The 25,161-nt window shown below is 44.7% G+C and carries 21 protein-coding genes; 14 read left to right on the top strand and 7 right to left on the bottom strand.

Annotated features, from left to right (window positions below):
• Positions 1–68 precede the first annotated feature (68 nt).
• The 7 genes from DB398_RS05340 (at position 69) to DB398_RS05305 (ending at position 5,569) form a co-directional block, all read left to right on the top strand.
• Complete coding sequence (locus tag DB398_RS05340; protein ID WP_159076326.1) at positions 69–749, top strand: Abi family protein; 681 nt, start codon at positions 69–71, stop codon at positions 747–749.
• A gap of 139 nt (positions 750–888) precedes the next feature.
• A complete protein-coding gene (locus tag DB398_RS05335) occupies positions 889–1,626 on the top strand; it encodes a DUF6090 family protein (RefSeq protein WP_108423371.1) in 738 nt (245 codons plus the stop codon).
• A gap of 129 nt (positions 1,627–1,755) precedes the next feature.
• A complete protein-coding gene (locus tag DB398_RS05330) occupies positions 1,756–2,787 on the top strand; it encodes a serine hydrolase domain-containing protein (RefSeq protein ID WP_108423370.1) in 1,032 nt (343 codons plus the stop codon).
• 133 nt (positions 2,788–2,920) lie between these two features.
• Positions 2,921–3,727 (top strand): DUF5984 family protein, encoded by an 807-nt coding sequence (locus DB398_RS05325; RefSeq protein WP_108423369.1) that lies wholly within the window; start codon positions 2,921–2,923, stop codon positions 3,725–3,727.
• Positions 3,728–3,748: 21 nt separating this feature from the next.
• Positions 3,749–4,048 carry a DUF1905 domain-containing protein gene (locus tag DB398_RS05320; RefSeq protein ID WP_234416077.1) on the top strand — a complete coding sequence of 100 codons (300 nt, stop codon included), beginning with the start codon at positions 3,749–3,751 and terminating at the stop codon, positions 4,046–4,048.
• A 116-nt stretch (positions 4,049–4,164) separates the two neighbouring features.
• Positions 4,165–4,587 (top strand): hypothetical protein, encoded by a 423-nt coding sequence (locus DB398_RS05315; RefSeq protein ID WP_159076325.1) that lies wholly within the window; start codon positions 4,165–4,167, stop codon positions 4,585–4,587.
• A 523-nt stretch (positions 4,588–5,110) separates the two neighbouring features.
• Positions 5,111–5,569, top strand: a complete 459-nt coding sequence (locus DB398_RS05305) for an SRPBCC domain-containing protein (protein WP_108423366.1) — start codon at positions 5,111–5,113, stop codon at positions 5,567–5,569.
• Positions 5,570–5,597: 28 nt separating this feature from the next.
• On the opposite strand, the gene DB398_RS05300 is transcribed toward DB398_RS05305, so the two are convergent.
• The 4 genes from DB398_RS05300 to DB398_RS05285 form a co-directional block, all read right to left on the bottom strand.
• The gene (locus tag DB398_RS05300) at positions 5,598–5,909 is read right to left on the bottom strand and encodes a hypothetical protein (protein WP_108423365.1); all 312 of its coding nucleotides are present in this window, start codon (positions 5,907–5,909) and stop codon (positions 5,598–5,600) included.
• An 87-nt stretch (positions 5,910–5,996) separates the two neighbouring features.
• Positions 5,997–6,497, bottom strand: coding sequence for a DUF4760 domain-containing protein (locus DB398_RS05295; protein WP_108423364.1), 501 nt, complete (start codon positions 6,495–6,497; stop codon positions 5,997–5,999).
• A 106-nt stretch (positions 6,498–6,603) separates the two neighbouring features.
• Positions 6,604–7,545, bottom strand: coding sequence for a TerC family protein (locus DB398_RS05290; protein ID WP_108423363.1), 942 nt, complete (start codon positions 7,543–7,545; stop codon positions 6,604–6,606).
• 88 nt (positions 7,546–7,633) lie between these two features.
• Positions 7,634–8,152, bottom strand: a complete 519-nt coding sequence (locus tag DB398_RS05285) for an RNA polymerase sigma-70 factor (protein WP_159076324.1) — start codon at positions 8,150–8,152, stop codon at positions 7,634–7,636.
• A gap of 169 nt (positions 8,153–8,321) precedes the next feature.
• Here DB398_RS05285 and DB398_RS05280 point away from each other — a divergent pair, with 169 nt between their 5' ends.
• From DB398_RS05280 to DB398_RS05250, 7 genes are all read left to right on the top strand, one after another.
• Entirely contained in the window at positions 8,322–9,467 is a 1,146-nt protein-coding gene (locus DB398_RS05280) for a FecR family protein (protein WP_108423361.1), read from the top strand.
• Between the two features lie 147 nt (positions 9,468–9,614).
• Positions 9,615–13,175, top strand: a complete 3,561-nt coding sequence (locus tag DB398_RS05275; RefSeq protein WP_108423360.1) for a SusC/RagA family TonB-linked outer membrane protein — start codon at positions 9,615–9,617, stop codon at positions 13,173–13,175.
• An 18-nt stretch (positions 13,176–13,193) separates the two neighbouring features.
• Complete coding sequence (locus DB398_RS05270; RefSeq protein ID WP_108423359.1) at positions 13,194–14,615, top strand: SusD/RagB family nutrient-binding outer membrane lipoprotein; 1,422 nt, start codon at positions 13,194–13,196, stop codon at positions 14,613–14,615.
• A gap of 255 nt (positions 14,616–14,870) precedes the next feature.
• Positions 14,871–16,370, top strand: a complete 1,500-nt coding sequence (locus DB398_RS05265; RefSeq protein WP_108423580.1) for a S10 family peptidase — start codon at positions 14,871–14,873, stop codon at positions 16,368–16,370.
• Positions 16,371–16,377: 7 nt separating this feature from the next.
• Positions 16,378–17,877, top strand: coding sequence for a S10 family peptidase (locus DB398_RS05260; RefSeq protein WP_108423358.1), 1,500 nt, complete (start codon positions 16,378–16,380; stop codon positions 17,875–17,877).
• Positions 17,878–17,967: 90 nt separating this feature from the next.
• A complete protein-coding gene (locus DB398_RS05255) occupies positions 17,968–19,572 on the top strand; it encodes an amidohydrolase family protein (protein ID WP_108423579.1) in 1,605 nt (534 codons plus the stop codon).
• A gap of 225 nt (positions 19,573–19,797) precedes the next feature.
• Positions 19,798–20,982, top strand: coding sequence for a proline dehydrogenase family protein (locus DB398_RS05250; protein WP_108423578.1), 1,185 nt, complete (start codon positions 19,798–19,800; stop codon positions 20,980–20,982).
• A gap of 70 nt (positions 20,983–21,052) precedes the next feature.
• Here the strand turns inward: DB398_RS05250 and DB398_RS05245 are convergent, their stop codons facing one another.
• The 3 genes from DB398_RS05245 to DB398_RS05235 all read right to left on the bottom strand — a co-directional run bounded on the left by DB398_RS05245 (position 21,053) and on the right by DB398_RS05235 (position 25,152).
• A complete protein-coding gene (locus tag DB398_RS05245; RefSeq protein ID WP_108423357.1) occupies positions 21,053–22,378 on the bottom strand; it encodes a fibronectin type III domain-containing protein in 1,326 nt (441 codons plus the stop codon).
• 1 nt (position 22,379) lies between these two features.
• Positions 22,380–23,930 carry an N-acyl-D-amino-acid deacylase family protein gene (locus DB398_RS05240; RefSeq protein ID WP_108423356.1) on the bottom strand — a complete coding sequence of 517 codons (1,551 nt, stop codon included), beginning with the start codon at positions 23,928–23,930 and terminating at the stop codon, positions 22,380–22,382.
• Positions 23,931–23,991: 61 nt separating this feature from the next.
• Positions 23,992–25,152, bottom strand: coding sequence for a hypothetical protein (locus DB398_RS05235; RefSeq protein WP_159076323.1), 1,161 nt, complete (start codon positions 25,150–25,152; stop codon positions 23,992–23,994).
• Positions 25,153–25,161 lie beyond the last annotated feature (9 nt).

Raw genomic sequence — 25,161 nt, 5'->3', positions numbered from 1 at the left:
TGATTAAGCATTACAGTACAAAATAAGTGAATTATTTTGTACTAGACAAATAAAAGCAAAAAAGAATATTGGAGTATCAAAAATTAGAATACTACTTATCTCAGCAAAGATTAGACCGATTTTTAATCGCTACAGAGAACTCAAAATCGAAAGCTCAAAAATTATATAGAATAAACTTGAGAGTCGCACAATCCTTTTACCCTGTTTTAAATCTATTCGAGATATTTTTTAGAAATATAGTCAACTACCAAGTTTCATCTCATTTTACCAATCCGAACTGGATAATTGCGGAAAAGAATGGATTTATGAACCATCCCTCATTAACTGGTTCAAGATTCTTTTTAAGGAATTCTGTAAATAAAGCCGAAAGAACAATTAAACGAAAAGGTGGAATTGTAACATCTGGTAAAGTCATTGCAGAACAATCTTTTGGTTTTTGGACGAGTTTGTTCGACACTCATCACTACAGGTTAATTGGAGGTGTTGTAATCCATTGCTTTCCTAACAAGCCAACTCACGTGAACAGAAGTATTTTAAACCAAAAACTAAATAGCATTAGAGAATTTAGAAATCGAGTTTATCATAACGAACCTATTTGCTTTAATGGAAACGCAATTGATTTTACAGAAGCAATTAATATCAAGAATGAGATTTATGAATTATTGGAATGGATAGACACTGACTTGACTAATTATGTGGACTATTTCAATGGAATTGATACGAAAATAAATATGATTAATAATCTATAAAAACTATTCCCAACAATAGCTAAAAGTAATTAGCTTGTTCTCGACTACCCTTCGGCTCCGCTCAGGGCAGGCTTCTAAAAATCCTATTCATTATGCATAAGCAAGACCATTGTGCTTCATTCTAACCAACCCATAACCCATGATAAAATTCTTTAGAAGAATAAGACATAAAGCCCTCACTGAGAATAAATTCGGAAAATATCTGACTTATGCCATCGGAGAGATTATTCTCGTGGTCATTGGGATTTTAATCGCTCTTCAAGTAAATAACTGGAATGAGAGCAGAAAAAATTCATTGGTTAAAAGTAGTTATACACATTCCTTAATAAATGACTTTAAAAAAGACAGTGTCGCTCTAGGTTCTTTACTAAGTCGATTGGAAAAAGACAGTATTGCATTTCGTAATTTTCAAAATCGCATTAAATTAAGTGAATCAAAGTTTGACACACTGGTCAAGATTTACCGTTCCGAATTTCCATTTTTCTATATGGGCAATTACGGCTTTAATAACACTACACTTATTAATCTTGTGGGGAACAATGAAATAAGTTATCCAAGTGACATAAGGGATGCTTTAGCATCATTAATTAAGAATCAAAAGGACTTCGAAAATATCAACTCTATTTTTGGTGAAAAATATTTCGATATACTAAATGAAAATACATATTACCTAGCGGATGATTACTTTTTTGATAGCGGAAAAGAAGTTAGGGATATAACCTGGGACAATGTGGATAAGACCCAATTTTTAAGAGACTTTGAACGTTTGGCCGATTGGAAAATGGCTTACACAGAAGTGATTTTAAATTTTGGAAGGCAAATACTTGTTAATAGTAATGAGCTGAAAGTTCAACTTGAAAAATCAGAAAACAAATAACGAAAGCACAACACTACATAACGCAATTAGTGGATTCGGCTGCGTTCTGGGCAGGCTTCTGGACATCCTCGCAACTACATATTGTCGGGCCATTGTGGTCAATTTTAAAAACCTTTTTACCAAGATCATATGACAAAAAAGAAAACAAAACGAATCATTAGGATCGCATTGTTGGTTGGAACAATCGTATCGCTGTTTTTTGTGCCATGGCTTTTGGTAAAAACGTGGATACTACCGCTACCAGACACGGTTCAGGAACAGTTGGATGAAGCAATAGGTCATGGATTTGACGGGATGATCGTCTATATAGACCAAACCGGAAAACCGCCCCAGTATTATGCTTCCGGCTGGCACAATCGGGAATCCAAAGTGCCGGCCCAACCTCAAGCCTTGTTCAAAATTGCCAGTATCAGCAAGCTATATGATGCCGTGGCTGTCACCAAATTGGTAAGTGCCGGACGCCTTTCTTTGGATAAAACCATCGCAGATTATTTACCTGAACTTGTAGGAAGAATTGAAAATGCCGATAAAATCACCTTACGATTGCTGATACAGCATAGAAGCGGACTTCCCAATTTTACGGATTCCCCGAATTTTTGGGCAGCTCCCACCCAATCCTATGAAGAAAGTCTTGCATTGATCTTGGACAAACCAGCCAACTTTGAACCTGGAAAAGACTACGAATATTGCAACACAAATTACCTGTTGATCAATAAGATAATGGATGACGCGCTAGGCTATGACAACTTTCAGTTCATCCGGGAAGAAATTCTAACACCGCTACATCTTGACCATACCTTCGGTTCACTCAATGAAGTGAACATAGATGACGTGATGAGTGGCTATCATGTAGGACACCCCCATGATCTTAAGACAGATGAACAGGGTATGCTGGCCACAGCAGAAGACGTAGGTACATTTTTGAGGGCACTGAACGATGGAACCGTATTTGAACCGGGAGAACAGGAAATATACACCTCTGTTTATGAATATGAACATGCAGGTTGGGTCCCTGGATACCAGAGTTTTGCAAAATATCATAAGGATCTTGATGCTGTCGTTGTTGCGTTCTACAGCACAACCGACCCTAAACTGTACAATTGGAATTTATCTGAAATCATCAATACCAGAATTGTCAAAATAATTAAAAGAAATAACTGACCAGAACAAAACACACATGCAAACATCTTAATATCTTAGAGTTACCCCATTCAAATAGGTAATCCACCGCAGTTTGTCATGGCAACAATGCCTTTGCGCCATTACCTCTTCCCAACCACCCTTTTTTAGAAAAATGATCCATTTCAAACTAAGACATATCGATGAGGCCCAACCGGCCGGAACGGAAGGCGACCTGCATATGAGCTGGTTTTGGTTGACCGATGGGGAACTCTGGATGGAACTATCCGGTTCCACCCTATTCGAATACTCCCCCGAAGCCTTGGCCCATTTTGGGGAGGCAAAATCCACCTATAACGATTATCCCGTCGTGCGGTTTGCGGAAGATTTTACCGCTTTGTTCAGTCGGATCAGCGAATCCCTTCCCGATGATATCTATGCCCTGACCGAAGATGTACAGGCCTTTCTGGACCATGCCCAAAAGTGGTTGGACGTGCAGGATGAGGATGTGCACAGCGATTTCTATTTTGAAGCCTATGACCCCTTGATCTCATGGAGCTACCAGAGGGCCTTGGACTCGGGACACCTCATTGGCGGGCCCCATTTCTGGTTTTTCAGGAACCTGGACAAGATCAGGATCGCTTGGGACACGGAGTTTCAGCTGGACAATGGCATCGATTTGTGGACTGCCAAAAATGGGAGCACCGAAATTCCCTACACCAGCTTTTTGGCCATGGTCAAGGATTTTGGGGAGCGGTTCTTCGCACAAATGGAAGGGCAAGTGCAATCGGCAATCCTAAAGGATTGGGGAGAAATCAACCTAGATAAAGTAAGACTGGTGGAGGAACAGCGCGAAAGGGCATCCGCTTTTTGGGAACAGTTTACACATTTGGAAAGCGACCCGCCTTCAGAAACGGATTGGCAACGGGTTCGGGAACTGAAATCCCAAATGGAAAAGGACTTCAAGACGAAAAAACCATAGCGCATAACAAATTGACTGCCGATGGATGGTAAAATCAAATACGAATGCGCGGTCCAGATGTGGAAACACGGTTCCACAGGAGGTTGGCATTTCGTCTCCCTGCCCAAAGCGGTTTCGAAGGAAATCAGGGAACACCTGAAATGGCAGGAAGAGGGCTGGGGAAGAATGAAGGCCATTGCCCAGATCGGGGAACTGAAATGGGAAACCGCCATTTGGTTCGACACCAAAAAGGACACCTATATCCTTCCCATCAAGGCCGAGATTCGGAAAAAAGGAAAGCTGCACGTGGAGGAAGACATGACTTTGCTTCTTTGGGTTTAGTCCCGGAGATCCTCGTTCCCTGCACTTTAATTCCCTGTTAGGCTGGTGTTTGGATTTTTTTTCTGATTTTTACTAAGCCCCTATATACAATTAAGTTGCCTAAATATTTAACCAAAATGAAACTTACAAATAGATTTAAGAATCTTTCTTGGAAAGAAAAATCAGTTTCATTATATACAATTTCATTAGTTACCCCAATGTTTTTTGGCCATTGGACTCTAATTGGACTATTTGGCATTTTAATTGGTTGGATTGGAATAATCGAATTTCATCCTTTTATTGGATTGCCTTGGATAGCCAACATATTGTATTTTGTTATTCTAATCTCAAAAAAATTGAATTTGAAAATAAAATTAATACTAGCAATCTTTATGTTGGTATCTGGGCTTTTTGCAATCGGAATAACAGAAGTCCCAAGAGACGAAGGTGGCGGGAGTTATGATGTGACTGTTGGGATTGGGTTCGGATTATGGATCTTAAGCTTTATATTCTTGATGTTGGAACAAATAAAATTAATGAAAAGTAAAAACGGTGGGTAACACTGACTATAATTATGTCTACCGAAGAATATAAGATGAATCAATTATTTCAAATTAGATCGATTTCTTTGCAGAACTATCCTAACGAATTATCCAAAGGCAAGATCGTAACCAAACTGTTAGTGACAATAGGAATTATTAACTAAAAATGGAAAGTACAGACGACCTTTTTAATTATCTAAAGCCAAAATTAAAAGACTCTATAAATCAAAGAGATTTGAATAATCTTTGTTTTGCGCTATTTTGTTCTACAGATATTTTACCTCAAAATCTGAAGTCCTTGAGAATAACAAAGGACGTTATATCCCAAACTTTTATGAAATTGGCTATTGCCAAAAGAGTCGACGGAAAATATACAGAAAATGATTGGGTCGACTTAATTGACAAGTCCATAAGATTAGGGAAATTACCTGATTTTGAAAAGGCTCGAACAATATTGGAAATGGAATAAAAACTGTCTGTAAAATTATACAACTACTATTCCTGAGTAACAGAAACATCATTTTAAACCCACCCACAACCCATGAAAAAAATACATTTTCAAATAGACATCAACGCATCTGCCGAGAAAGTTTACAACACCATGCTCGGTTTGGACCACATCGAAACCTACGAGCAATGGACGGCCGAATTCAATCCGACCTCCACCTATGAAGGAAGCTGGGAAAAGGGATCAAAGATCTACTTTGTGGGAACTGATGAACATGGAAAAAAGGGCGGCATGGTATCTGAAATCACAGACAATGTCCCATTCCAGTTTGTTTCCATTCGCCATTACGGAATTTTGGACGGTGAAAATGAAATTACCGAGGGTCCCGAAGTGGAAAAATGGGCTGGCTGGCTGGAAAATTATTCCTTCCATGAGCACGATGGGGTGACCACGGTGACCACAGAAAGTGACACAACCGAGGAATACCTTGATTATTTCAACACCACTTGGCCCAAGGCCCTGGACAAATTAAAGGAGCTTTCGGAAAAATAGAACGGGAACGGGTTAGGACAACAATTGACTAGGCCGAAAGAGCTTCCGTAGGCCGGAAGAAATCTTCAAGTGCTGCGTTTTTGATCGTAGCATGGTCCTTCACCAAAGAATGGGAGGGGTCAAAATTTCTTTGCAGCATGGAATATAAAGGTTCTGGCGTCTCCGTGCCAATGGTCACGGTCCCTTTGTCCGCACATACCTCAACAATGACCAAAGAAAGATAGTCCATCAAATGCTCGGCCTCTTTGATGAGGGCCATCCTCACCTGCAACTGAACGGCATATTCCAGATGTATCCGCTGTACGGGGTTCTTGCCAAAAGATTTCCAGTGAATTTCCAAGCTTGCTTTTTAAGCAAAAATAGTGCTATTGTGGAAATAAATTTACAATTCCCTTACATTAAATTAACGTATTGTAAATCAACCAGATCACTGTCCATCCTTCTCTTTCATGTAGGCATACCTTTTAAAAAGGTTAGACTTGTTCTTGCCCTCCATCTTTCGGACCTCATGGGCCAGATACTCAAAATAGTAGCCAATGGCGTTGCCCTTGCCCCTCTTGTGGTTGATATAGAACAATAGGTCCCGCCAGTAGTTGGGCACCATGGGATAGAAAAGTTCACGGGTCAGTTTTCTTCGGATGATGCGTTGCTTGTATGAAATCCCGATCTCCGTAAAAATATTGATCCACATCATCAACTTGGCAGAAAGTTGCTTGTCCCTCTCGGCAATTTCACATTTTTCCGCATCGGTTTTGTCAGAGGACATCCAATGGTCTATTTCGGCCCTGATCTGTGCCATTTCACCAGTGTTCATCCGTTCAATGTAAGAAATGGTCTTTGAGGTCATAAAATGCCGAACGGTGAGGTAGATGGTGATCGCTGCGATCAAAAAGCCACCTATGCCTGTAAGAAAGTCCATCAACTCCATACCTATATAGTATTTGATCCAACAAAAAAGCGTTGGTTGGTCGCTGAAAGTTAGGCAAAAGGAACATACGAACGGAGCTTTTCCTGTCATTGGCGCTCCACTTGGCTCACTCTTTGGAGGAATCCCTGCTCAAAGAGACCACCACTCCCAATAACAAGGCCACAGCAATGAACCCAAGGGAAAGCCATTCCGGGAAGGTGTAATGGTGTGCCAAGATGAGCTTGATACCAACAAAAATAAGGATGGCCACCAAACTGTACTTGAGGTAGCTGAACCTGTTGATCATATGGGCCAAGAAGAAATACATGGAACGGAGCCCCAAGATGGCAAAGATGTTGGAACTGAACACCAAAAAAGGATCGGAGGTAATGGCCAATATGGCCGGTACGCTGTCCAGTGCAAATAGGATATCTGTAAACTCTATCACCACCAACGCCATGAACAAGGGGGTTGCCGCAGTGATATGCTTTAGTTTCACAAAGAATTTTTGCCCCTGCATATGGGAGGTTATCGGCATCACTTTTCTGAGGTTCCTATAGATAAAGGACTTTTTGGGGTTGAATGCTTCTTCCTTGGAAAAAAGCATCCGAAAGGCGGTGATCAATAAAAAGGCCCCGAAGAGATAGGTGGCAAAACTGAACTTCTTGATGATGGCGATACCAAAAAAGATCATCAACGCCCTGAATATGATGGCCCCAAGGATGCCCCAGAACAATACCCTGTGCTGATAACGCTGCGGAATGTTGAACGAAGTAAAGATGATGGCAATGACAAAAATGTTGTCTATGCTCAAGGACAGTTCTATAAGGTAGCCCGTGATGAACTTCATGCTGGCCCCTGTGGGAGTGAGTTGGTCGGCATTTTCGATACTACCGCTGGAATACAACCAGTAGACCACCCCGGAAAAAATGAAGGACATGGTAATCCATATGGCCGTCCACATGGAAGCCTCCTTCACGCTTATGATATGTGCGTTTCTATTAAAGACACCAAGGTCCAAAGCCAAAAAAACCAATATCGCAGCAATGAAAAGCGCCCAAACCAGCATACATTCTATTTTGGGGCAAAACTAATCAATCCCCATATAACAAAGAGAGGGTCGGCAGCAAAATAAGAATCCTTTAACAGACGGAAAATCAAAAAAACGAACTGGAGATCAGGATCACGGATACAAAATCCTGTTTCTTGTGGGTCCTCAGAAAAGCATAGGCCCTTTTCATTTGGGTCTTCACCGTATTGATGGAAACCCCGTTGGATTCTGCAATCTCGGAGTAACTCTTACCCTGTACCACAAAAGAGATGAAGATTTCCTTTCTTTTGTCAGGCATTTGGTTCAGCAGATCGTAGAGCTTGCTGTTTTTCTTGGGCTTGTCCAATAGCGGCTGGGTATCTTCCCGTACCATATCGAGTTCATGCCCGATCTTTTTTACCTTTTTCTCCTTTTCAAGATACAGCAGGCTCAAGTTTTTAACAGATCGTCTAGCATAGGCCTCAAAGGATGTGGTAATGTTAAGGGTATCCCTCTTGTTCCAAATAGAAACAAAGAAATCCTGTACAATATCCTTTGCAGCATCCCTATCCTTCACTATGGAGAAAGAGACCAGACATAATAAAGCATAGTTATCTTTAAATAACTCCTCTACCTTATTGGTCATATGCTTCTGGGTTTGGGGGTTATTAGGTGACTTAAAGTTAAGGAAATATAAATTTAATGTTTGCCAAATAATGGTCGGATCATCAAAAATTAACGTTTTCAAAAAAAAAGTTTCTTCTGTCACCCTGTTCATTAAAAAAGACAACTAATAAATAAAGAAAACCATTTTCATGTCCAAAAAGGAGCAACTGCAGAAGTACTTACAAACACTGAAAACGTCAGAAAATACGGGCAATGTCCCCGATATGGGCCTTTCTGAAGCCGATAAAGAGGTGTTGGATAAAATTTTGGAAGAGGGTCTGGTCGATGAAGCCCTCGAGTTTATGGAAACATTGGATGTGGAGCAAGAGTGGGCCAATGTACAGAAACGACTACCCGGCAAAAAAGTAAGAAAACTGTCCATGCCTACCCTCCTTAAATATGCAGCTATATTTATAGGAGTGGTTTCCTTGGGAATCGCCCTTAAATTGACCTTATATCCCAATGAACAAGCTGTTTTAGAGAATACCATCACCCTCAATACCGGAGATGCCGTAAAAACCATAATGGAGGGCAAAAAGCAGTCCATTGTACTGGCCTCGGGCGAAGTAGTGGCCGTTCAGGAAGGGAACACCCTCACTTATGAAGCCGGCAAGGCAGACAGTCCCGTGTTCAACGAACTCCATGTGCCCTATGGCAAAGTGTTCACCCTTGTACTGTCCGATGGCACGGAAATACAATTGAATTCCGGCACACATATCAAATATCCCGTAAAGTTCCCTAGTAAGGGCAACAGGGAAGTGACCATGAACGGTGAGGCCTATTTTAAGGTATCCAAGGACAAAAATCATCCCTTCATCGTCAATTCCGAAGAAGTGGCCGTCCAAGTATTGGGAACAGAGTTCAATGTGACCGCCTACGAAGAGCAGAGCACCATCAACACTGTTCTGGTGGAAGGTTCCGTGAGCCTCTCCCATGCTTCCGACCCAGAAAACAAGGTATTGCTACAGCCCGGCAATAAGGGGTCTTGGAGCAAAACACAGGCAAGCATGAGCGTGGAAGAGGTGGATACCCTGCTCTATACCAGTTGGCTCAACGGGGAAATCGTGTTCCGGGACACGCCTTTTTCAGAGCTCTTGACTAAATTGGAAAGGGTCTATAATGTGAGCATCAACAACAATAACAACGGATTGGAAGGAAGGGCATTCAATGCACGCTACAACAGAAAGGTGGAAAACATCGAGGAGGTATTGGAGGCACTGAACATCATTGCCCCATTTAAATATGAGATCAAAAACAACAATGCCAACCAAATCAAAGAGATCGTAATCAACTGAACCTAAATAAATATGAACACTGAAAAAACCTCTTGCCTATGACATAGTATTTTAAAAAAATACACAAAAAAAGGGAATGTTGGCCCATTCCCTCTCTCAAACTGTGTAATAAATAACGATTCAAACTAATTTAAATCACTCAAAATTATGAAAAAAAAACCATCTAGATTTCTTTTTCTGAAGGGATTCTTGAAGAATGGTTTACCAACCAAACTGACCATTTTTCTGATTATCGCTTCAATTTTCCAGCTTCAAGCAGGACCTGGTTCCCAAGGGGACAAGCTATCCCTTGAGCTGGAAGGAGTTACCCTTGAAAGGGCCCTGGGAGAAATTGAATCCATCTCGGAGTATCGTTTCATGTACGAATACAACCAAATCCCCCTACAAAAGAAAGTCACATTACGGACGAGCAACCAAAATCTTGACGAGGTCCTTACCCTTTTGTTCAAGAGCATGCCCGTCGTATATAAAGTTCGGGGACGTCAGATCATTTTGATGAAATCCCCCAATTACCGCCCTGATCAGGGAGCTGCGGTGGAACCTGCCCCAACCCCTGTTTTGCAGAGCACGGTGACGGGAAGTGTAGTGGACAATGCAGGCATGCCTCTTTTGGGCGCGAACATTATGGTAAAGGGAACCACAGAAGGAACACAAACAGATTTTGACGGAAATTTTACCGTTGAGGCCGAAGTTGGTGCCATTCTCGTTGTTTCCTACATCGGTTTTAAAACGGCCGAAGTCCAAGTAACCGGTACTTCACCAATGACCATAACACTGGAAGAAAACTCCTCCCAATTGGATGAAGTAGTGGTCACCGCCCTAGGTATTTCCAGGGAGAAAAAATCCCTTGGATATGCCACCCAGGAACTTGATGGCGAAGAGGTGAACAGAACCCCGACCGATAACGTGGTCAACTCACTTTCCGGTAAAATTGCCGGGGTGCAGATCAAAAGGAACACCAACATGGGTGGTTCCACCAACGTGGTCATCAGGGGTAGTACATCCTTGACCGGGAACAACCAAGCGCTTTTTGTGGTCGATGGTGTACCCGTGAGCAATTCCAACTTCAATACATCATCCCAACAAAGCGGTTCCGGAGGTTTTGACTATGGCAACATGGCTTCTGACATCAACCCTAACGACATTAAATCCATCAACGTACTGAAAGGCGCTGCCGCAACAGCACTTTATGGATCTAGGGCAACAAATGGAGCCGTGATCATCACTACAAAATCTGGTGCCGGGGCAAAACAAAAGCCCACAATCACCATCAACTCCAGTATTACTTCGGGTTGGATAGACAAATCTACTTGGCCTGATTTCCAATACGAATACGGTACAGGTTACGGGGCCATTTATGGCAGTGGTGGAGATAGCTATTTTGTGGATAGAGATGCCAACGGCGATGGCGAGCTTGATTTGGTAACTCCCGCAACTGCCTATGGATCGTACGGAGCCCCTTTCGATTCAAATTTGTTGGTCTACCAATGGGATTCCTTTTATGAAGGTTCTCCCTATTATTTACAGCCCACTCCTTGGGAAGCCCCCAATAGCAAGCTGATCGATTTCTTTGAGACCCCAATAACAACGACCAATAGCATTGCCGTTGCCGGAGGTGGGGAAAAGGCCACCTACAGGATTGCCTATACCCGTTTCAGCCAAGAGGGCATCATGCCCAACAGTAATTTGAACAGGGACAACATTTCCATCAACACCTCTTTTGATGTTACCGACAAACTATCTGTAAGCGGTAGCGCCAATTACGTCTTGACGGATGCATTGGGAAGGAACCGTACCGGTAACGAGACAGGTGCCAATGCACAGAACGTGATCTCATCCATGAGAAAATATTGGGCCATGAACGTAGGGATCGACGAATTGAAGGATGCCTATTTCAACACAGGTTTGAACGTAGATCCTTTTATGGGAGGTACCATTGACAACCCTTATTGGGTCGTGTATGAAAACTACCAGAACGATTCCCGTAGCAGGGTTTTTGGAAATGTCTCCGTAAAATACAAGTTCACCGATTGGTTGAACATCGAAGGAAGGGTCTCCTTGGACACCTACTCCTTCATCCAAGAAGAAAGGAACAACAAAGGCACGGCCGGAGCTGTTGGACGATATTCCCGAAGAAACGTCAACTTTAGCGAGGAAAACTATGACCTGATGTTGAACTTCAACAAATATGTGACCGATAAATTGAATATCAGCGGAGTGCTGGGTACCAACATCAGGAGAACAGATTTAAGCTCCATCTATGCCGAGACCAACGGTGGATTGGTATTGGCCGGGCTTTATTCCCTTTCCAATTCATTGAACCTTCCTCCCGCCCCTGTGGAAAGTGTTGAAAAAGTGGGTGTGGACGGTTTTTATGGTCTGGCTTCTTTCGGATATGACAACTTGATCTATGTGGATCTCACCGGAAGGTTCGACCACTCCTCAACATTGCCTTCAGAGAACAGTACCTATTTCTACCCATCCATTTCTTCAAGTTTTGTTTTTTCCAACTTGATCGAAAAAAGCTGGTTGAGCTTTGGTAAACTTCGCCTAAACTATGCAGAAGTGGGAAGTTCCGCTCCTGCGAACAGTTTGGTGGATGTACTCAACAAACCCACTCCTTTTGGCGCAGTGCCTTTGTACGGTACCAATGCCACCAAGAACAATTCAGCATTGTTGCCCGAAACCACGGTCAGTGTGGAAGCCGGTCTGGAAATGAGATTCCTGAACAGTCGTATAGGAATGGATCTTTCGTTGTACAAGACCAATTCCAAAGATCAGATCATCCCTGTTGCCATTTCCACGGCCACGGGATATTCCTCAAAATTCGTCAATGCGGGTGAAGTGGAGAACAAAGGAATCGAAATTGCATTGGACGGGGCTATCATCCCCACCGGTGACTTTCAATGGAGGGCCAACGTGAACTGGGCCAAAAACCAAAGTGAGGTACTTTCCCTTTTCCAAGGCGGGACCAACCTACAATTGGGAAGCGTAAGTGGGGTATCCATCAACGCAACAGTGGGACAACCCTACGGGACCATAATGGGTACGGATTATATCTATCTTGATGGAAAACCCGTAATCAACCAGACCACAGGTGCCTATGAGCGTACCTCTACCTCTAACAACGTCATCGGTAATATTACCCCAGACTGGACTGCAGGTATCACCAACTCGTTCAAGTATAAAGGCTTTGACCTGAGCTTTTTGATCGATATCCAAAAAGGAGGTGACGTATTCTCAAATGACATATCCACTGGAAACAGGTCTGGTCTATATGCATGGTCCGTTGGACTCAACGATTTGGGCAATCCCATAAGAAACTCGTTGGCAGATGGTGGAGGTATCATTCTCCCAGGGGTGGCCCCGGATGGTTCCACGAACACGGTAAGGACCGCAATGGACCACTACCAGAACGCAACCGGTAGCACAAGGGCTCCGCAGGCTTATTTCATCTATGATGCCTCTTACGTGAAGCTAAGGGAAGTTGCACTCAACTACAGTTTCCCCAAAATGGCATTCATGGAAAAGCTCAGCATCCAATCGCTTAAATTGGGATTGGTAGGTTCCAACCTGTGGATCATCCACAAGAACCTTCCCTATGCCGATCCAGAAGCTGGCTTGAGCTCAGGAAACCTTCAAGGTTCACAGAATGGTGTGCTTCCGACGGTCAAAAATCTCGGTTTTAACCTTCAAGTTCAATTCTAAACCAGAAAAAAATAAATTATGAAAAACTATATTGTCATATTTCTAATAGCCCTGTTTTTTTCGTGCTCTGGAGATTTGGAGGATATGAACGTGGATGTAAAGAACGCCACCGAAGCTCCTGCGGAAAACTTCTTCAACAATGCCGTAAAAAACATGTCGGACCTATTGAGCGGCATTACCTATGGTGCAAACGGCAACCCGTTCAACACCACAAGGTTGCTGGTTCAACAGATATCATCGGTCACCTATAACGAAGGGACCACCTACTATTCCAATTTTACATGGGACAATGTTTACTTGGGTGTCTTGATCAACTTGGACCAAAGTGCCCAGGTCATCGAGGCCACTCCCCCAACCAATGCCACAGTGGCGGCCAACCAGTTGGCCATCATTGAGATCATGACGGTTTTCACCTATGCCAAACTTGTTGAATCCTTTGGCGACATCCCCTATTCCCAAGCATTGGACTATGATAACATCTCCCCTGCTTACGATGCGGACGAAGTGATCTATGAAGATCTTATTTCACGCTTGACGGCTGCTATCAACGCTTTGGATGAAGGTCAGGGTTCATGGAGCCAGGACATTCTGTACAATGGTGATGTAACCGGCTGGAAGAAGTTCGGAAGCTCGCTTTTGTTCCAAATGGGAATGAGGGTCATTGATGCCGATGCCACATTGGGAACCCAAGCCATTACAGCTGCCCTTCCCAATGTCTTCTCTTCCAATGCCGATGTGGCAGAAGTGGAGCATTTGGAATCCCAGCCCAACACGGCAGAACTATGGACCGACCTTGCTGTTGGAAACCGTAGGGACTTTGTAGGATGTGCACCTTTTGTGGATTATATGAACGCTCTGGAAGATCCTAGAAGGGCCGTATTCTTTCAAGAAGTGGATGGAACCGATGGGGTATATTTGGGATCTCCTTCAGGCCTTGCCGTAACCTATTTTGATTATTCCCGTTTCGGCACCTTGTTCTATCAGCCCACAACACCGGTAATATTCATGGATTATTCCACCGTGGAATTCCTATTGGCTGAAGCGGCAGAACGAAGCATAGGTGGGGTCACCGATGCAGCCGGTCACTACACTGAAGCCATTCGTGCCTCTTTTGACTATTATGGTCTTGCCGATAGTGCCGATGCCTACTTGGCCCACCCCGATGTGGACTATGCAACGGCCCCTGGGACCTGGGAGGAGAAAATAGGCATGCAAAAATGGGTGGCCTTGTTCAACCAAGGATTGGAGGCCTGGACAGAGTACAGAAGATTGGACTACCCCGTTCTTGAGGCTCCACCACTATCCTTTATCCCAACAGTGCCCGTAAGGTTGACCTATCCAATTTCTGAACAGACCTTGAATCAGGCCAACTACGATAGTGCTGCATCTTCCGTAGGCGGTGACCTTATGACCACAAAATTGTTTTGGGACGTCAACTGATAATGGCCATTTTACAATAACTGAAGAAACCGGGACCCGATCGGGTCCCGGTCATCAAAGATCTTGTTCGTTAGTTTGATTGATTAGCTAGGAAAAGGGCAGGGGAGCTCTCTCAATATATCTTTAATCGTTCATAATCAACTCCTGCCCTTTCTTACTATGATTCAAAAATCAAATAATTGATTTTCAATTATTTAAAATCATCACATTTATACAATTCACCATCAACCTGCACTAAAATAAACATAGATGAACATGAAAAATTACATGACCCTATTGGCTTTCCTCTTGTTTGTGCTCACTTCTACCGCCCAACAGTTGAACACGGCGATGGATTCGACTGTGACAACATACCGGGAAATCACCATTAAGGGAAAACCCGTAAAATACAAGGCCACCGCCGGAAAACAACCGGTCTGGGACGAAAAAGGAAAAATCATAGCCGGTCTTTACTTTACCTACTATGAAAGAACGGATGTGAAGGACAAATCGAAAAGGCCCTTGTTCATTTCGTTCAATGGTGGTCCTGGGGCAGCTTCCGTCTGGATGCACCTCGGATACACAGGCCCCTACAGGGTCATCGTGGATGATGAAGGTTATCCCGTGCAACCCTATGGTGTACAGGAAAATCCCCACTCCATCTTGGATGTGGCCGACATTGTGTATGTAGAACCTGTAAATACCGGTTTCTCAAGGCCCATAAGTACCATGGAGGACAGTGAAGTTGCCAAAAGGTTCTTCGGCGTCAATCAAGATATCGAATACCTGGCCGCTTGGATCAATAACTTCGTGACCCGTCAAAACCGTTGGGCCTCCCCAAAATATCTCATCGGAGAGAGTTACGGCACTCCCCGTGTATCAGGTCTCGCCCTAGAACTCCAAAACTCCCATTGGATGTACCTCAACGGGGTAATTTTGGTATCACCTACAGATTTAGGAATCGAGAGAGGAACTGTTGTGGGAGCAGCCAACCAACTCCCCTACTACGCTGCTGCTGCTTGGTTCCATAAAAAACTACCTTCCGACCTACAATCCAAAGACCTCGACGATGTTTTACCAGAGGTTGAGGCATATACCGTGAACCAACTCACCCCTATCATGTCCAAAGGAGGTTCCATCACGGATGCGGAGCGAAAAGAAGCGGCCAAGCAGATTGCCCGATATTCCGGACTGTCCGAAAAAGTGATCTTGGAGCATAACTTGAGGATTCCCGAGCAATTTTTCTGGAAAGAACTGCTCCGCGATGAAGGGTTCACCATCGGCAGACTCGATTCCAGATACTTGGGCATCGACAAAAACGATTCCGGCGAGCGCCCCGATTATGCGGCCGAAATCCGTTCCTGGCAGCACTCGTTCACCCCGGCGATAAACTATTACTTCAAAAATTTCCTCAACTATAATACCGACCTGGATTATTACATCGGTGGGCATACCCGTCCTTGGGACAGGACCAACAATACTACCGGCGATGATCTTCGCCAGGCCATGTCACAGAACCCTTACCTACACGTAATGGTACAGTCTGGCTACTATGATGGTGCTACGGATTACTTCAACTCCAAATACAACCTTTGGCAAATGGACCTTAGCGGAAAGTTGAAGGACAGGATGAGTTGGAAAGGCTACCGCAGTGGACACATGATGTACCTTCGCACCGAGGATCTGGAGTCTTCCAACGAGCATATCCGGGAATTCATCAAGCTATCCACACCAAAGGATGGACAACCTGCTCAGTATCTAAGAAAAACCAAATAATAATCGAATGAAAGTGTACAGATTTTTTGCAATCGCCATCGTATGGATCGCTTTTAGCTATCCGATGCAGGCACAACAATTGAACACCGATATGGATTCCACGGTCACCACTTCAGGGCAGGTGACCATCAAAGGGGTCCCGGTAAAATATACCGCAACCACAGGAAAATTGCCTGTTTGGGACGAAAAAGGAAAAATCATAGCCGGACTCTTTTTCACGTACTATGAAAGGACCGGGATTACAGACAGATCCAAAAGACCATTGGTCATTTCCTTCAATGGTGGGCCCGGTTCTGCATCGGTCTGGATGCACATTGCCTACACAGGCCCCAAGATATTGGCAATTGACGACGAAGGCTATCCCGTACAGCCCTATGGCATCAAGGACAACCCTAACTCCATCTTGGATGTGGCCGACATTGTCTATGTGAACCCAGTGAACACAGGATATTCCAGGGCCATTGACGAGATGGACGACAAGACCAAGGCGAAAAACTTTTTTGGGGTAAAACAGGACATTGAGTATTTGGCCACCTGGATCAATACTTTTGTTACCCGCTACGACCGTTGGACCTCACCCAAGTTCCTCATCGGGGAAAGTTACGGCACACCAAGGGTTTCCGGGCTTTCATTGGAACTTCAAAATTCCCACTGGATGTACCTCAACGGGGTCATTTTGGTGTCCCCAACAACTTTGGGCATTGAAAGGGGCACTGCGCCGGAAGCAGCGAACTTCTTGCCCTACTATACCGCTGCCGCTTGGTTCCACAAAAAATTGCCCTCCGACCTGCAATCCAAAGATTTGGTAGACGTGCTTCCTGAAGTGGAGAAATATACCATAGACGAACTCACCCCGGCCATATCCAAGGGAGGATTTCTTCCTGAAGCCGAAAAGAAACAAGTTGCCGCTAAAATTGCGAGGTACACTGGACTATCGGAGAAAGTGATCTTGGAGCACAACCTACGCATTCCCAAAACTTTCTTCTGGAAAGAGTTGCTACGTGATGAAGGCTTCAACATCGGCAGACTGGATTCCAGGTATTTGGGCATCGACAAAGAAGCTACCGGAAGCCGACCTGATTACGCTGCAGAACTCACCAGTTGGTTGCATTCCTTTACCCCTGCAATGAATTTCTATGCCAAAAACCATTTGAAATACGAAACCGACCTCAAATACAACATGTTCGGCCCGGTTCGTCCTTGGGACAGTAGCAACAACACCACTGGCTATGACCTAAGACAGGCCATGGCACAGAACCCCTATCTGAATGTTTTGGTACAGGCCGGATATTACGATGGTGGAACGGACTATTTCAACTCCAAGTATAACCTATGGCAAATGGACCCCAGTGGAAAATTGCGCGACCGTATGGACTGGAAAGGTTACAGAAGCGGACATATGATGTACCTCAGGAAAGAAGACCTCAAAACCGCCAATGACGATTTGAGGGAATTTATCAGCAAATCCCTTCCTGCCGAAGGTGTTCCTGCGCAATACAAAAGATAAAACCAACCAACCTTGACCAGCAGACTTCCCCCAACTCAATGGTCCGCTGGTTTCTTTAAAATAGATTTCAAACAATTAAGAATGATCAAAATGAAGATTTCAAAATTCAGTCTCTTGTTCGCATTTTGCCTACTGGTCCAAAATGGGTTCTCCCAAATAGAAAAGGCACCGGCCAGAAGCGAAGGCGAAGGTCCCTGGAACCAGCTCATTATCAGGGGCGCCACCCTGATCAATGGTACGTTGGCCCCGCCACAGGGCCCAGTGGACATTGTGGTGGAGAACAACAAAATTACGGAAGTGAGGGTCGTTGGTTATCCGGGTGTACCCATCAACCCCAATAGACGTCCAGCACTCAAACCTGGCGGCAAGGAACTGAATGCAGAAGGAATGTACATCATGCCCGGGTTTGTGGACACTCACGCCCACATTGGTGGTACATCACAGGGAACATCTGCCGAATATGTATTCAAACTCTGGATGGGACACGGCATCACCACCATTGCAGATCCTGCCTCGGGCAATGGGATAGCGTGGACCTTGGAACACAAACAGAAAAGTAATAAGAATGAAATAACGGCCCCAAGAATATTGGCCTACACCGCTTTTGGCAGCAAGCTGGAAGGTGGCTCGGGAAGGGCAGACATTTCCACTCCGGAAGAAGCAGTGGAATGGGTGCGTTTAAACGCAAAAAAAGGCGCGGACGGCATCAAATTCTTTGGTGCCGAGCCAGAAGTGATGGCCGCAGCCCTCAAAGAAAACAAAAACTTGGGCCTACGGTCCAAAATGCACCATGCCCAGGTCTATGTGGGCAGATGGAACGTACTCCACAGTGCCAGGGCTGGTCTTACCGCCATGGAGCACTGGTATGGCCTACCTGAGGCATTGTTCGAAGACAGAACGGTACAGAACTACTCTTTGGACTATAACTATCAAAACGAGCAGGATCGTTTTGGGGAAGCTGGTATACTTTGGGAACAAGCCGCCAAACCCCATTCTGAAAAGTGGAACGCCGTAATGAACGAACTCCTTGATCTGGACTTCACACTTTCGCCCACTATGGTCATTTATGAAGCCAACAGGGACCTGTCTCGGGCCATGCGTGCTGAATGGCATGAGGAATACACGTTACCAAGCCTTTGGGAGTTCTATTCACCCAGCAGACAATCGCATGGTTCATACTGGCACTACTGGGGCACTGAGCTCGAAATTGATTGGAAAAAGAACTACGAGCTTTGGATGGCTTTCATCAATGAGTATAAAAACAGGGGTGGTAGGGTTACCGTCGGCACTGATGCCGGATTCATCTATGAACTCTACGGTTTTTCATATGCCCGCGAAATGGAACTTTTGAGGGAAGCTGGATTCCATCCTTTGGAAATCATCAAGGCTGCCACGTTGAACGGTGCCGAATCCTTGGGCATGGATGATAAAATTGGAACGGTCGCCGTTGGCAAATTGGCCGATTTTGTGATCACGGAAGAAAATCCATTGGTCAACCTCAAGACGCTTTATGGAACGGGAGCCATCAAACTGATGGATGACAATTCGATCCAAAGGGTGGGCGGTGTAAAATACACCATCAAGGACGGGATCATTTATGATGCCAAACAACTTTTGGAAGATGTAAAGGAAATGGTGAAAAAAGAAAAGGAAAAGACCAATTACAAAATCTTGCAACCAGGAATAAAGGGCTAAAATAGATTGTTGAAACATGAGTTGTTTTATAGTAAATTAGGTTAGTGTGCCCTTTTATGTATCGTGGCGAACCATACCATCGCCACGATACTTTCTTCATTCATAACTGCCTGTACCAAGGCAAATCAACTTAAAAATTAGATCTGTACCACCTATTTTGGGTTTTGGCCCGTTTTCGTATTTGATAGGGCAAAATCTGTGGGTGTCAACAAACGCGAAATCATCATGGCGGACACTATAAATTTCAATAACACCCAAATCGCTTTCGGCTCCAAGACCAAAAAAGAACTCCTGAAGGCCAAATTTCTTTTTGGAATGCTGGAATATGGGTGGCTCACCCGTATGGCAAAACCCTTGCTCAACATTGCCTTTAAAAGCAGGCTCCCTATTGACCCCATCATCAAAAAAACCATTTTTTCCCAATTCTGTGGGGGAGAAAGTCTTGTGGAATGCAAAACAAAGATAGATGGACTGTATGATGACGGGGGCATCATGTCCATTTTAGACTATTCGGTGGAAGGTGCCGAAAATGAAGAGAGTTTTGACCAAACTTTGGAAACCTTGCTAAAAATCTGCCAGTTTTCAGAGTTTCAGAAACAGGTTCCCTTCTTGGTGTTCAAACCCTCTGGTTTAGGAAATCTTGAACTCTTCCAAAAAGTATCAGACGGTGACCCTTTGGATGCAACAGAAATGGAAAAATGGGACAAGGTGAGGAACCGTTTTGAAAAGATATGTCAATCTGTGGCCAAAACAGATAACTTGAAGATCATGGTCGATGCCGAGGAATCTTGGTGCCATGCCGCCATTGACGGGCTTGCCGAAGAGATGATGGTAAAATACAATACCCAACGAACGGTCATATTCACCACCGTACAACTCTATTTGAGCAAAAAATACGACTATTTGAAGTGGCTAAAACGTCTCGCCGAACAACACCATATCAAGATTGGGGTAAAATTGGTTCGGGGCGCCTATATGGAAAAAGAACGGGACAGAGCCCTTGAGCATGGGTATGAAAGTCCGGTCTGTGAAGACAAGTCCAGTACCGACCAAAATTTTAACAACGGAGGCAATTTTGTCCTGGAAAATCTTGATGTATTTGACCTTTTTCTAGGAACCCACAACGAATTGAGCTGTCTCCAATTGGTTAAAAAACTTGAGGAACGAAACATTTCCAATTCCGATAGACGCATTTGGTTCGGACAACTCTATGGCATGAGTGACAATATCAGCTACAATCTGGCCGAGCAGGGTTATAACGTGGCGAAGTATGTCCCTTTTGGCCCGGTTCGGGACGTGATGCCTTATCTGATTAGGCGTGCCGAGGAAAACTCCTCTGTCGGCTCCCAATCCTCGAGGGAAATGGAACTCATCAAAAAAGAACTGCTCAGAAGAAAGAATCTGGAATAACCAACACAACAACCATCCAAAAAGGCCCTGAATCAGGGCCTTTTGTATTCATCTTAAATTGTGGAATCCATCAAAATACTTTTTCAAGAGCATTGCTCACCTTGGCCCACCCTGTTTCGTTGGCGCGCAGTTTGGACCTTTCCTGCTCAATGTGCACAAACCTTCCGGTGGTGTTGGTAGCCTCAACGCTACAAGGATTGGGCGAACCATTGATATATCGTCCTTGGGTATTGTCAAATGCCGCATAGCGGGTCCAATTCAAATTGATATGCGGTATTTTGAAGGTCAAACTATTATCTTCCTGTAATAATGCATCCCTTAGCATGGCCACATAATCCGTTTGCGGGGTCTTGTTTGTCCCATTGCTGATGATTAAAGAAGGATCGGACGGCTCCTTATCAAAGCCGTGCAATTGCACAAAGACGCTGTTGGGCAGGGCATCGTACATCATTTCCGTAGTTTTCTGGAACATGGAGTTCACATTATGGGGCACGTCCGACACCCGATATGCCTGATAGTTGGTACTGCAGGCACTTGTGGTTCCAGAGCAGGGCGCTGGTTCTTCCCTATTGCATCGGTGCGCTCCACTGATGAAAAGTGCTTTGGGCACATTTTGTCTAAAAATATAAGCCGCTTGGTAACCTGTGTTCTGATCATGGAGCACATGTGGGGCCGCCAGTACGAGGTTTTCTCTTTTTGGGGTCTTGCTGAATACGAAAGTGCCCCAATAATTGCTCCTTATGGAAAATTCCTTAAGAACATAAAAAACTTGGTTGGGACTGGAAAACGTATCCGTGAACTCCACTACCTGATAGTTGAGATAGACCGCCTGCTCCACGGCTTCGGGGATGTTGTCATCCAAAAGGGCATCGATGATCAGCTCCCATTGTTTCATGTCGTTCTCGGTCGGTACTTTGTAATTATTGCCCGAAAAGCCTGGTACATTATCCACAAAACCTCTCAAATAAGTCTCAATGTTCCCAGAATCGTGGCGGAGTTCTGCCTCCAGTTTGTCCACTGTGGATATGTTCAGGGGCTCGCTGAGCTCCGAAGAGTTACCGGCCGCATCATTGGCCTGTACCTGAAACGAGTACATTTTTCCAGGCTCCAGACCAGATATTGCATAGGAAGCTTTGCCCGAACCCACCAAAAACTTGTTGTCCAGGTAGAGGGAATAGTTCTTCACCTTTACATTGTCCGTAGCCGGCTCCCAATAGAGGTAGAGGGAATTCTGGGTAATCTCCTCGGCAATCAACCCTGTGGGCTTGGACGGTGCTTGCGCATCGGGGGCCGGGGTTTCTTCTCCTTCGCTCCCTGACGAACAGGCTATAGCGGCGACCAACACGAGAAAGGCCACTGCTCTTTGTAGGTAGATGTGGTAAGATTTGGTTTTCATATTATTCTTTTTTTAATGTTCTTCCATTCAATTCTCCGTTATATGTTCCTTTTTCCACCGATAGTTTTCCATTGATGAGGCTATACTGCAACCCAATGGAAAGTTGAAAAGGATCCTGATAATCAGCTTTGTCGCCAAAAGTGTTTTGGTCAAAAATGATGATATCGGCATAGTATCCTTCCTGGATTTTACCTCTTTTGGGGATTCCAAGAAGGTCTGCGGTGCGTGAGGTGCTACCGTTGATGAAATCAGCCAACTTGATTACCCCGTTTTTCACATACTCCTTGTACTTCCTTGGAAATGTGCCATATTTTCTGGGGTGTCCCGTGTTGCCATCCGAACTAGTCACCACCCAATGTTGCTGCATAAAGTTTTTGATGTCATATGGTGACATACTGAAGGAAGCCACCCTCGCATACCCTTTGTCAAGGATTTCAAAAACAGCTTCATTGGCATCCAATCCCATCTCCTGTGCTATCTCTTGGAGCGTTTTCCCCTCAAATTCCTTGTGGTCCGCGTTAACGATCAAGAGATTTTCAGGACCACCCCGTTGGTCAATATTCATATTTACCTCTTCCAATATTTGGGGCTTCAATCGAGCATCCCCATACCGCATGAACAAGGAGTCCCTTCCCCCACTTTCCGCCCAGCGTGGCACAACGGCCGCTTTAAGGCCGGTGGCCGATGCCTCATAAGGATATTGATTGGCCGTTACCCTCACTCCTCTTTTCCGGGCTTCTTCAATGATCGTGATCAAGGAATCGCTCTGTTTCCAAACTTGTTTTCCCAAACATTTGATGTGCGATATGTGCACAGGCAAATCTGCTGCTTCACCAATGGCGATCGCTTCTTTGACTGCAGCCACCAAGCCAATGGAATAGGCTCCCTCGTCCCGCAAGTGCGTGTCATAAATGCCATGGTTTTGCCTCACAACTTTTGCCAGCTCAATCACTTCTTCGGTACTGGCATAACTTCCCGGCGCATAGAACAATCCCGTGGACATGCCCAAGGCTCCGGCATCCATTTCTTGTTGCACCAGTTCCATCATTTTCAGGACCTCCACATCGGTGGCTTCCCTATCACTTTGGCCCATCACTTTTTCCCTGATGGTTCCCTGTCCCACCAAAAAAGCCACATTGGTACCGATACCATTCTTTTTGTACAACTCTTCATATTTCGCCAAAGGGTAATCACTACTACCATCGTTACCCACGACCACTGTGGTGACCCCCTGGAACAAAAAGGGGTTATTGTGGGATTCTTCAGGATTTTTCAAATCCCTGTCGGCATGGGTATGGGGATCTATAAATCCCGGTGATACGACCATCCCTTTTGCATCAATGACCCTATTCGCCAAAAAATCAAAGTGTTTTCCATTACCAACATAGGCAATCTTGTCCCCAACCACCCCTATGGTCAGCATATTGGGAATGGAATCGACTCCATTGTACACCGTTCCGTTCTTGATGAGAATATCCACTTCAATCCTACCCTTTTTGCAGGAAGCCAGACCTAGGAACAGGGTCAAAAGAATGACAATCTTGTACTTCATGGTTTATGTAAATTTTTGATACTCATTAATCTACTCCATTTTAGGGACCGCTCTTGGGCTTTTAGTCCTCTTCGGGTTCGTAAACGATGATGTTGTCCAGGTCAAAGAATTCCGGAGTGGCCCCAGACTGTATCTGGATGACCAATTGGTAGGACCGTATGCCCTTGAGAAACCCACTATTGACCTCTTGCCACCTTCCTGCCAAGGTTTCCACATCATTATTGTAGATACTGATCAATTCCAAGACATCATTGCCCTCATCGGTGGTTATATTGGCATAGGCATGGATTCCATCCAGTTCTTCCCAACTGGTATCCCCCAAGAAGACCTGGAACGAAATGCCTGAATTGTTCTGCCCCTCCGGAACCTCAACGGTATCAAAAGTGATCCTGATGGCCCCGTCCGCATCTTCAGAATGAAAGCCTTGGACACCATCCGGATAGGATTCAAAGCTTTCCAACAAAGCAGTGACCCCTATTCGCTCTTCAGAAAATCCCAGGCTGCTCTCACTGATGTTGGTAATGGCGATGTACTCGGAATCGAATCCAAGTTCATCATCCGCACCTGTGCCCTTCGCCACATAATCCACATATGGCGGGTTATCTCCATTGATGAGGTCCAACGTTTCGTCAGCGGCCCCATTCCTGACATACACGGCATCATCCGGGCCCACGGGCACTTCCTCAAAAGAGGTTCCCCTTATTTTTCTGCCCGGAGGTTGGTAAAAACTCATGGAAAACTCCATCGCATTATGTTGTCCGGGATATTTCAATCGGTCCGTGGTATCCCCTCCCTGATTGATGTTGTTGAAATCAAAATCGGGGGAGCGGCCATCAAAAACACCATCCGGGGTGGTGACCTTGGCCACAAAACTGATCCTATCCGAAAGACTGATATCATCTGCCGTCAAGTTGAAGGATTCCAGAATCTCAGCAATAGTGAACTGTAAAGTAGCTGGAAAGCTGCTCGTCTGGAACACATTTTCCAACACAACATCGCCATGCATCATGGTCAGGGTATAGCCGGTGGCATTCCCATTGGGATCGGACAAGGTGGCACTGAATACCTCGGTGTCCAGTTTCAAAATATTGAAACTCAGGTCCGGTTCTTCCGTAAAAACAATGTAACCTCCTCGGTCGGTGATATCCTGAAACGTATTGAATTCGTTGGCACAGCCAAAGATCAACAGCAAAATGGTCAAAAATTTTATGCTTCTCCTCATGACAGTCTT

Origin of the sequence: Flagellimonas amoyensis (genome assembly GCF_003058265.1) — a bacterium.
GTDB classification, from domain to species: Bacteria; Bacteroidota; Bacteroidia; order Flavobacteriales; family Flavobacteriaceae; genus Flagellimonas; species Flagellimonas amoyensis.
Note: the sequence above shows the minus strand (reverse complement) of the source record. Positions and strands in the feature narration are given on the sequence as shown.